The following is a 9,777-nucleotide window of genomic DNA, read 5'->3' as shown; positions in this document are numbered from 1 at the left end:
ATGACAAGCAGGGCTGCCATGAGGGGAAACAACTTTTTCATTGCTGGAAATACGCGTGACGGTGATCAACTGGCTGACTTATTCAGAATGAGGCACCGGAACGAACGCCCCATCAGCGCGGGGTGGGTCAGTGAATTGAACTGGCGCATGGTGGAGGCGTCTGGGGGGCTGCCTTCGAGGCTTTGAATCCATGCCATCGCCATGCGGCCGAGCAGACGGCCTTGAAGGTCATATTCGCGCTGGGTGAGGCCATGGCGCGCGGCTTCATCGATCAGCCGTGTGAAATTGATGTGCGTGGTGAGGTCACATTCGCCGAGGTCTGCCAGTATGTGGCCGTCCATCTGGTGCTGCCGGTAGCGGCGGATGGTGCCGTCGGCGCGTGAGTCGGCATGGAACTCCTCCGCATCCAGACCGTAGTCGGCGATGAAGATGTGCCCTTGAAATGCGGTCTGCGCCAGGGCGCGAATCCACGTGAGCATGGCAAGGTTGATTTCGAGGGTGTGGCCGGTTTCGAGATCGTGCGGCAGGTGCTTGACCTCTGCTTCGAGTTCCTCGCATGAGCAATCGCCGGGTATTAAGCGAAAATCCTCGGCGCCGTCGGCTTCGACGTGCAATTCCTCCCAGCGTTCGCCGTTCCAGCGAACGAGATGCACGGGGAAGGCATCTGGGAGTTCATTGCAGAGGAAAAAGCCGTGTTTGGGGCCGGTTTTGAGAGCGGCGAGGCTTTCCACCCATTGGACCCGGTCACCGAGGCGCTTGAGCTGAGCTTCACGATACCGAGGGTTTGGCTCCACGATGAGGTAGCGGAGTGGTTTGCCGGCCAAGGCAGTCAAAATATCCTCTGCGAGCTGTCCGTCATGGGCACCTTGTTCGATGAGGGTGAAATCTTCCGGTTCTCCCAGCGCCAGCCATTCCTGCAAAGCGTACATGGCGAGGAGCTTTCCGAACAACGGACCGACGCTTACGCTGGTGAAAAAGTCGCCTTGGCGGCCGATTTTGCGGGGGGCTGCGCCATAATAACCATGCTCAGAATGATAAAGCGCCAGTTCCATGACCTCCGCAAAGGGCAGACGCCCGGAGGGGGTGGTGTCGAGTTTTTCGCGGAGGATGCTGGGCAGGGAAGACATGCGATGCACGGGAAAGGACTGGCGGAAATTGTGAAGGGCGGGTAGTTTTACGACCCTACTTTCTTAAAATACATGTTCCGCGATGATCCCGATCCCCAGCCTGAACGCAACTGGCGTGGCGAAGCTGGCCTGAAACTGCCCTTCTACCGCCGTGGCTGGTTCAGTGCGCTGATTGCCCTTGTCCTACTCGGTGTTGTGTCAGCGTTTGGGGTTTACAGTGTGATTGTGGGGCCGCTGCGGCGGGATGCGGAGAAGTTTGACCTCGAGGAACTCAAGAAGCTTGAGTCGGCGAGCATCATTTTTGACCGTGATGGTGATGAAATGGCCCGCCTCTACGTCCTGAACCGCACCCCGGTGCCGATCACGGATGTGCCGCAGCACTTAATTGATGCTCTGGTGGCGCAGGAAGATTCACGGTTCTTCAAGCACGACGGGGTCGATTACATCGGCCTTCTCCGTGCGGTGAAGGAAAACATCGTGGCCCGCGAGGTCACGCAGGGGGCGAGTACGGTCACGCAGCAGCTTGCCAGGCAGACGTTCAAGCTCCTCGAACGCAGCTACAAGCGCAAGATTTTGGAGGCTTTCATCGCGCAGCGCATTGAGAAGCACTTTTCGAAGGCGGAGATCCTCGAACTTTATCTGAACCGCATTTTCTTTGGGGTGAATTTCTACGGCGTGCAGGCGGCGGCGCACGGTTATTTTGGCAAGGATGTCAAAGAGTTGAGCATTGAGGAGTCGGCAACGATCGTCGGACTGATCAAGAGTCCGAACAACATTCAGCCGATCAAGCACCCCCAGCGTGCCATGAAGGAGCGGAACTATGTGCTCGAACGCATGTCCATTGAGGGGACGCTGACGAGGGAAGAAGCGGCAAAGCTCAAGAAAACGCCGCTGGTGACTGCGCCGCAGAGCACCGACCCACGTCTGAGCTATGTTTTCGACGCGGTGCGGCGTGAGGTTGTGGATCTGGTGGGGGAGGAGCGGGCATCCATCGGCGGGTTCCGCATCTATACCAGCATTGACCAGGATGTGCAAAAAGCGACCGAGCAGGCTGTGAGCAAACACATGGCCGAGGTCGAAAAGCGCCCGGGCTACGAGCACCAGACTTTAGAGCAGTTTCGCGCGATCATGAGCGATTATCGTGCCCGGCTGAAGCGTGGTGAAATTGATCCCGCAACGCCCAAGCCGCTGCCGGAGTACCTCCAGGCAGCGGCCTTGATGATCGACAACAAGGACGGCAGTATTTTGGCGATGGTGGGCGGACGTGATTTTGGTGACAGCCAGTTTAACCGAGCCACGGATGGCGTGCGTCCTGCAGGCACCGCGTTTACGCCGTTCGTGTATGCCGCCGCGTTTAGCAGTCCAGGACTGTATCCTGGCACCAAGGTGGATGATGCGCCTCTGGACAACCGCCGCGTGATGATCGGGGGTCTGACCGGAATCCTGGGCGAGTGGGGAGCTGAAGTGGACAATCCGAAATGGACGCAGGCGCCGATGACTTCACGTGAGGCGCTCGTTCAGGGGCGTAACTCCGCCACCGTACGTCTGGGAGAGCGCGTGGGAGTGCCCATGGTGAAGCAGGTGTCGCAGAAGGCCGGCATCACCTCCGAAATGCGCGACTACCCCTCCACCTTCCTCGGTGCCAGCGAGATGAGACTGAGCGAGATGTGCCTGGCGTATTCCAATTTTCCGACGCTTGGCAGCCGCCCGCAGAAGCTGAACCTCATTCAGCGCATCACGGACAACAACGAAAAGGCGGTGTTTCAAATCTCCGAGGCAGCCCTGCGCAGCGTGCAGAGCATGGACCCCATTGCGGCGTACCAGACGCACACGTGCCTCGTGGACGCGCTGCATCGAGGTACTGGGAGCCCAGCGGTGAGTGAATACAAGCTCGGCGAGTTTGAGGCCGGTGGCAAATCCGGTACGCACTACGAATTTAAGGATCTGTGGTTCTTGGGTTACACCTCAGGTGTCACCTGCGGGGTGTGGGCGGGCTTCGACAAGCAGAAGACCATCTATCCCGGGGCGTTCTCGAACCGCATCGTGCTGCCTGTGTGGGTGGACATGATCAATACCAGCGCCACACGGTATGTTCCGCAGGAGGTGGAGCCACCGCAGACGGCAGAGCGGGTGGAAATGTGCCAGCGAAGCGGACTGCGGGCCACTGACTACTGCTACGAGAAGATCAAGGGGCCTGATGGCCGCGAAAAGTCTGTGCGTTCCACCTACTTCGAGTATGTGCGCACGGGTACGCCGTTGGAGGGTTTTTGCAATCTGCACACTGGCGAGGGGCTGCCGGTTGAGATCAAGCAGTTTGGCTATCAAAACCCCGCCAGCGGTTTCGGCTCCGCGCCACTTATTGCCTCGGCCACCCGCTGGGTGCACGTCGAACCCGTGCGGATGAGGGCGCTTACGGTCATCGGGGAAGACCCCTACAATTCCGAGCAGGCGGTGCCCCGGGCCAGCCCGGTCAATGACGATGGCTCGCCGATCCGCAAGGCCATTCCTGTCGATGCCGTGGATACCCCCGATGAAGAAGGGCCCAAGCTCAAGCTTGCCCCGCCGCCGCCGATGAAGATCGAGCTGTGAGGGGTTTCAGTCAGCTTATAGCATGATGCGTTCAAAACGGGTCTGTTTTCTCGTGCTGAGAATCTTCTCGGGGAGGGCGTCATGTGATGGCGGAGCCAAGTTGCGGCGGGGCTGATTGCAGGCACTGCTGGTGGGCGTGGGATGCGGCGGAGCGCCCCATCTTCGCACTCCGTGCTGCGAAGGGCAGGCTGGCATCTCTGGGCTATCATCCGCAGCCCATTCAGGGCTGGTGTGTGGCGGGACGAAGCGACAAAAGAGCGAAAAGGCCCTTACTAAGCGCCATGGATTCAGGCCCTTTTGCAACTGTGCGTGGTATTAATCCTTCATCGCAATGGTTCTTCTCCGAATAGTTCTTTTCCTGCTCGGGGCCATGCTTGCCATTGGCGGCTTATCCATGATCACTACGGCAGGACGGCTCTCCATTCCGGCAGCAATCGGGGCATTTGGCATCATCTGTGAGCTTGTTTCGATTTTTGGTCCCAACCGTTGGGTGGAGCTTTTTACGCAAGGCATTTGATCCCGTTGGCGGGATTTGCAGAGCTCTCGGCGGTTGACTTCACCTCAGCAGCATCTTTCCCTTTTCTGGATCGAACTCCTTTTCCCACTTTGCCACGACGAGTGTGGCGAGCGTGTTGCCGATGAGATTGGTGATGGCGCGGGCTTCCGACATGAAGCGGTCGATGCCGATGAGCAGCGCGAGGCCAGCGACAGGAATACCTGTGTCGATGGTCGAGAGGGTGGCTACCAGGGTGATGAATCCGGCGCCGGTAACCCCAGCGGCCCCCTTGGAGGTGAGCAGCAGGACCAGCAGTAGCACGAGCTGCTGCCCGAGGGTCAGATGGGTGTTCGTGGCCTGAGCGACGAACAAGGCGGCGAGGGTGAGGTAGATGCAGGTGCCGTCGAGATTGAACGAGTAGCCGGAAGGGATAACGACACCGACGACGGACTTGTCACAGCCCGCTTTTTCGAGCTTCAGCATGAGCTGTGGCAGGGCGGTTTCCGAGGAGGAGGTGCCGAGCACAAGTAGCAGTTCGTCTTTGATGTGAGCGAGTATTTTCCACAAGCTGAAGCCGTTCCACCGCGCGATGCTGCCGAGCACGACGAATACAAACAGTCCGCAGGTGACATAGACACAGGCCAGTACTTTGACCAGCTTGACGAGCATGCCCGGACCTTCAGAGCCGACGGTGTAGGCCATGGCGGCGCAGGCAGCAATGGGGGCGGCGCGGGTGATGATGGCGACCAGTTTGAAAAACACCTCCGAGACGCTTTGCAGGAGATCGAGGACTGGTTTGCCCTTTTCTCCCATCTGGCACAGCGCCACCGCCACCAGCAGGGCGAGAAACAAGGCGGGCAGCACTGAGTCGTCCGTAAATGCCCCGACAAAGGTCTTGGGGACGATGTTCATTAAAAAGGCCTTGGTGCTGGTGTCGCCTGCCTTGGCCTGGTATTCGCCCAGCTTTGAGGCTTCCTTCGCCGTGGCATGCAGCTCCACGCCGGCCCCTGGCTCGACCACGTTTGCCACCACGAGGCCAATAACCAGCGCCACCGTGGTGACGATCTCAAAATACAGAAGTGCTTTCAAACCCACGCGACCCACCCGCTTTAAATCGCCCATGCTGGCGATGCCACAGACCACGGTGCAGAAGATGATCGGGGCGATGAGCATCTTGATCGCCTTGATGAAAACCTCCGCCAGCGGCTGCAGGTCGGTCGCATTGAAGGTGTGACCGAAAAGGGTGAGCGAATTCGCGGGCGGAAACAGCAATCCTAACAGAATGCCCAGCACAATGCCGATGATCACCTGGACGTAGAGAGTTTTTAGCCATTTCATGGGGGGCGGATGCTGGCAGGTTCATGGCAAAAGCCAAGAGGCATTCTTGCGCCTGACGCCGGGCGTGCTACGCTCACGGTTCTTCACACCACCAATCCGCACGCACCATGGGCAAAACACTCTTTGAAAAAGTCTGGGACTCGCACGTCGTCAGCACTCTCGACAATGGCCAGACACAGCTCCTCATCGACACGCATCTCGTGCATGAGGTCACCAGCCCGCAGGCCTTTGGGATGCTGCGTGATTTGAACCTGAAAGTGGCCTACCCGCACCGCACCTTTGCGACGGTTGATCACATCGTGCCGACGGACAGCCAGGTCTCGCCGTTTTCAGATCCGCTCGCCGAGGCGATGATCCAGGAGCTCAACAAGAATGCCAAGGACTTCGGCATCACCTATTTCAGCCTTTCCAGCGGCAAGCAGGGTATTGTGCACGTGGTCGGACCGGAACAGGGCATCACCCAGCCGGGTACTACGATTGCCTGTGGTGACAGCCATACCGCGACGCACGGCGCCTTCGGGGCGATCGCTTTGGGAATCGGCACCACGCAGGTGCGCGACATTCTGGCCACCCAGACGATGGCGCTGGGCAAGATGAAGGTGCGCCGCATCAATGTGGACGGCCAGCTGCGGCCGGGTGTTTACTCCAAGGACGTGATTCTTCACATCATCCGCCTGCTGGGTGCGAACGGCGGGATCGGCTTTGCCTATGAATACGGCGGCAGCTTGGTTGACGCGATGTCGATGGAAGAGCGCATGACTGTCTGCAACATGAGCATCGAAGGCGGTGCGCGCTGCGGCTACGTCAATCCAGACGAAAAGACCTTCGAATATCTCAAAGGCCGCCCGTATTCCCCGCAGGGAGATGAATGGCTCGACACCGTCGAAAAATGGCGTGCCGTGGCTTCGGATGCTGATTGCGTTTATGATGATGTCATCAACATCAAGGCGGAAGACGTGCCGCCGACCGTTACGTGGGGCACCAGCCCGGACCAGGCCATCTCCGTCACTGAAAACGTGCCGACCGCAGAAAGCGCCACCACCGAGCCAGGCCGCATCTCCATCCAGGACGCGCTTGATTACATGAAGCTGCCTGCAGGACAGCCGATCAAAGGCACAAAGATCGACGTCGCATTCATCGGTTCCTGCACCAACGGTCGTCTCAGCGATTTCCGTGAAGTGGCCAAGTTCATCAAGGGCCGCAAAGTGGCCGCAGGCGTGAAAGCCATCGCGGTTCCTGGGTCGCAGATTGTCGATACACTCGCACGTCAGGAAGGCCTGCATGAGGTCTTCAGTGAAGCGGGTTTTGAATGGCGCGGCGCAGGCTGCTCCATGTGTCTGGCGATGAATCCTGACAAGCTCGTCGGGGATCAGCTCTGCGCGTCTTCTTCGAACCGGAACTTCAAAGGACGGCAGGGCAGCACCACTGGCCGCACCGTCCTGATGAGCCCCGTCATGGTCGCTGCCGCTGCACTCACTGGCAGCATCGCGGATGCGCGAGAGGTGTTCTCGATTGCGGGATAGTATCACCCGTGGTGCCAAGCGGTTCCCAGTAGATGTATGAACCTCAAGTCTTATCTCTGGGAAAAGCGAACTTTGATCACACGATCAAAAAAATTGGCACGATTTGGTGAAATCGCTTCGAACGCTGTTTCCTGGGCGCTAAGACATAATCCGTTTCAACGTTTTTCAGCAGAATTACGAGGTGCGCGTTATTTGAATGTGGGGTGTGGTTACAAGCCGAGTGCGAATTTCCTCAACCTTGACTATACCTGGCATCCGGGAATCCAACTGAAACTTTCCGCATGATTCTAGAAGAGGTCGGCTTCAAAGAGGTTACCCAGGTTTCTTTTCGAGAGGGCAGGAATGATGTTTTGTGGTTTGATTCTCCAGAGCGAGAAAGAGAGTCTCTCTATATCGAAGCCGTGAAGGGATGAGGGAATTGTTGCTCACATCCGGATGGAAGTTGTGACAGACCGCCTTTCATGAATCCAAGACGGCCTTTCAGTCGGATAGCATCCGTCCCGTGAAATCTGTGGTTCTCATTCTGGCACTTCTCATTCTCGCCTTTCTGGCGGTGAACGCTTGGATCGTGTCGCCGACGAGGTTGCAGTGGCAGTTGCAACTGGTCACTACGGAGTTTGGCCATTGGCTCGCGCTGCTGTCGCTGGTGGTGATTTATCCTGCCATGTACTCATCGCGCTGGCTGGCTTTGGTTTGTCTGGTGCTTGCGGTCGTCTTTCTTGTGCCCGCCGTGCAGGCATCGCGCATTGCCAGTGCGCAGGGACTCAGCTTTTCCTGGCAGCGGCTGTGGCTGCCGGTGCAAACAGGGAAATTCAAAGTGCAGCAGGAACGCCGCAGCTACTGGAGGGATGGGGATGAATCGCTTGAGCTGGTGATATATCGACCCGTCGGTGCTGACAAGTCGCTGCCCTGTCTGCTCATCGCCCACGGCGGGGGCTGGGACAGCGGGGACCCTGGTGAGTTTGAAAGTGCCAACACGGAGATTGCTTCTCATGGCTACGTGCTGTGCTCCTATGGCTATCGTCTTGCGCCGAAGCACACGTGGCCCACTCAGGCGGAGGACACGCGGCGTGCCTGTGCCTGGGTGCACGAGCATGCTGCTGAACTCGGCATTGACGTGAATCAAATCGTCTTCATGGGGCGCTCTGCTGGGGCGCAGATCGCCGCCGCCTGTGCCTATGGCATGCCGGAGCTTGGAGCGTGTGGCTGCATCGATGTGTATGGCACTCCCAACATGTTTCTAGCAAATGAATGGTCGGTGCCGGATGATCTGCTGAAATCTCTCGTTCTAGTACACCAATACATGGGTGGCGATCCGCAGAAAGTGCCGGAGGCGTATCATACCGGCTCAGCGACGGAATTTCTGGATCAGCGTCGTCTGCCGACGCTGATCCTTCACGGCACGCAGGATTCGCTTGTTAGTATCGGCCATAGCCGAAGGTTTAATGATCGTCTTGCGAAGCATGAGGACCACTTTTTTCTCGAACTCCCCTGGGGTACGCATGGCATGGACTACTTTCCTTCTACGCCGGGCGGTCAGCTTTCCATGGCTGCTATTGTGCGCTTCATGGAACGATTTGGCCACGGCGCACCGTAGTGGGAGTTCATGAATCAGATTCTGGGCCTCTTTTGCGCGTTCACCTGCTCCGCTTTTGCCGGAGATCTTCAGCTTACTCTGCCACCCGTCGTGTATGCCACGCCGGATGTGCCGATGAGCATCTATTACGACAACATCGTGCTCACGGAGAATCCTGAGACCTATGGCTTCGAGTTCGCCTGCAAGCTGGGTAAAAACGAAGAGCGCCGCTGGACGGTCACGCCGAGCGATGCCGATGTGGGCGATCATCCGCTGGCCATCACCGTCAAAAACGCTGGTGGCAAAGTGGTGGAGCAGGGGCGGATAACGCTGCACATCTCCCCGCGCAAATCGGTTTCCGCCAAGCCGCTGCGCCTGCTGATTGTTGGTGACAGCCTCACGCATGCGAGCTTTTACCCCAATGAAATCGCGCGGCTTCTCGCTTTGCCGGGCAATCGCAAGGCCACGCTGCTTGGCACGCACAAACCCGCCAATGCCCAGCCCGGTGTCGCGCATGAAGGCTATGGCGGCTGGAAGTGGTCCGACTTTCTCATCAAATTTGCTCCGGAGGTTCCCGGTGTGGCCGCAGGGCCGCTTGCACGCAAGACGACCAGTCCTTTCATTTTTCCTGCTGCTGATGGCAAAACCGGTGCCTTCGATTTGCAGCGCTACTTCAAGGAGCACTGCGGCGGACAGCCGCCGGATGTCGTCACCTTCCTTCTCGGCATCAATGACTGCTTTGGAGCTGATCCGAACAACCCGGACGCCAAGATCAACGAGGTGCTCGACAATGCTGACAAACTCCTGGCTGCATTTCACAAGGCCGCGCCCAACGCCAAACTCGCCGTTGGTCTGACCACGCCGCCGAATGCGCGTCAGGAAGGCTTCACAGCTAACTACAAGGACAAGTATCGGCGCTGGGGCTGGAAGCGCATCCAGCACCGCATTGTGCAGCTGATGCTCAAGCGTCTGTCCAACCGCGAGAAGGACGGCATCTTCATTGTCCCCACGGAGCTGAATCTGGATCCCGTTGATGGCTATCCCAACAACAATGGGGTACATCCGAATCCCGTCGGCTACGCCCAGATTGGCGCGAGCTTCTACTCGTGGATGAAATCGAAGCTGTAA

General features: G+C 58.2%; 7 protein-coding genes. 5 read left to right on the top strand and 2 right to left on the bottom strand.

Translation table 11 applies throughout. The features are described from left to right. Window positions 1-65 precede the first annotated feature (65 nt). On the bottom strand, window positions 66-1,127 hold the full coding sequence (locus tag PSV43_RS26055) for an SAM-dependent methyltransferase (RefSeq protein WP_300204779.1): 1,062 nt from the start codon (window positions 1,125-1,127) through the stop codon (window positions 66-68). A gap of 72 nt (window positions 1,128-1,199) precedes the next feature. On the opposite strand from PSV43_RS26055, the gene PSV43_RS26050 reads away from it, so the two are divergent. Together PSV43_RS26050 and PSV43_RS26045 are read left to right on the top strand one after the other, a co-directional pair. Continuing rightward, window positions 1,200-3,716 (top strand): transglycosylase domain-containing protein, encoded by a 2,517-nt coding sequence (locus tag PSV43_RS26050; protein ID WP_300204775.1) that lies wholly within the window; start codon window positions 1,200-1,202, stop codon window positions 3,714-3,716. Window positions 3,717-4,086: 370 nt separating this feature from the next. Further along, window positions 4,087-4,233, top strand: coding sequence for a hypothetical protein (locus tag PSV43_RS26045; protein ID WP_300204772.1), 147 nt, complete (start codon window positions 4,087-4,089; stop codon window positions 4,231-4,233). A 39-nt stretch (window positions 4,234-4,272) separates the two neighbouring features. Here PSV43_RS26045 and dctA read toward each other — a convergent pair whose 3' ends face one another. After that, complete coding sequence (dctA, locus tag PSV43_RS26040; RefSeq protein WP_300204769.1) at window positions 4,273-5,550, bottom strand: C4-dicarboxylate transporter DctA; 1,278 nt, start codon at window positions 5,548-5,550, stop codon at window positions 4,273-4,275. Window positions 5,551-5,657: 107 nt separating this feature from the next. Here dctA and leuC point away from each other — a divergent pair, with 107 nt between their 5' ends. The 3 genes from leuC to PSV43_RS26025 all read left to right on the top strand — a co-directional run bounded on the left by leuC (window position 5,658) and on the right by PSV43_RS26025 (window position 9,777). After that, window positions 5,658-7,073, top strand: a complete 1,416-nt coding sequence (gene leuC, locus PSV43_RS26035; RefSeq protein WP_300204766.1) for a 3-isopropylmalate dehydratase large subunit — start codon at window positions 5,658-5,660, stop codon at window positions 7,071-7,073. A 502-nt stretch (window positions 7,074-7,575) separates the two neighbouring features. Continuing rightward, the gene (locus PSV43_RS26030) at window positions 7,576-8,670 is read left to right on the top strand and encodes an alpha/beta hydrolase (RefSeq protein ID WP_300204763.1); all 1,095 of its coding nucleotides are present in this window, start codon (window positions 7,576-7,578) and stop codon (window positions 8,668-8,670) included. Window positions 8,671-8,679: 9 nt separating this feature from the next. Continuing rightward, window positions 8,680-9,777 (top strand): SGNH/GDSL hydrolase family protein, encoded by a 1,098-nt coding sequence (locus PSV43_RS26025; RefSeq protein WP_300204760.1) that lies wholly within the window; start codon window positions 8,680-8,682, stop codon window positions 9,775-9,777.

This window comes from Prosthecobacter sp. (assembly GCF_029946185.1).
In the GTDB taxonomy this organism is placed as follows: Bacteria; Verrucomicrobiota; Verrucomicrobiia; order Verrucomicrobiales; family Verrucomicrobiaceae; genus Prosthecobacter.
Note: the sequence above shows the minus strand (reverse complement) of the source record. Positions and strands in the feature narration are given on the sequence as shown.

Excerpts from the sequence above, each read along its gene's own strand:
- PSV43_RS26055 (WP_300204779.1), bottom strand. The coding sequence starts at position 1,127 with ATGTCTTCCCTGCCCAGCATCCTCCGCGAAAAACTCGACACCACCCCC.
- PSV43_RS26050 (WP_300204775.1), top strand. The coding sequence starts at position 1,200 with ATGTTCCGCGATGATCCCGATCCCCAGCCTGAACGCAACTGGCGTGGC.
- PSV43_RS26045 (WP_300204772.1), top strand. The coding sequence starts at position 4,087 with ATGCTTGCCATTGGCGGCTTATCCATGATCACTACGGCAGGACGGCTC.
- dctA (WP_300204769.1), bottom strand. The coding sequence starts at position 5,550 with ATGAAATGGCTAAAAACTCTCTACGTCCAGGTGATCATCGGCATTGTG.
- leuC (WP_300204766.1), top strand. The coding sequence starts at position 5,658 with ATGGGCAAAACACTCTTTGAAAAAGTCTGGGACTCGCACGTCGTCAGC.
- PSV43_RS26025 (WP_300204760.1), top strand. The coding sequence starts at position 8,680 with ATGAATCAGATTCTGGGCCTCTTTTGCGCGTTCACCTGCTCCGCTTTT.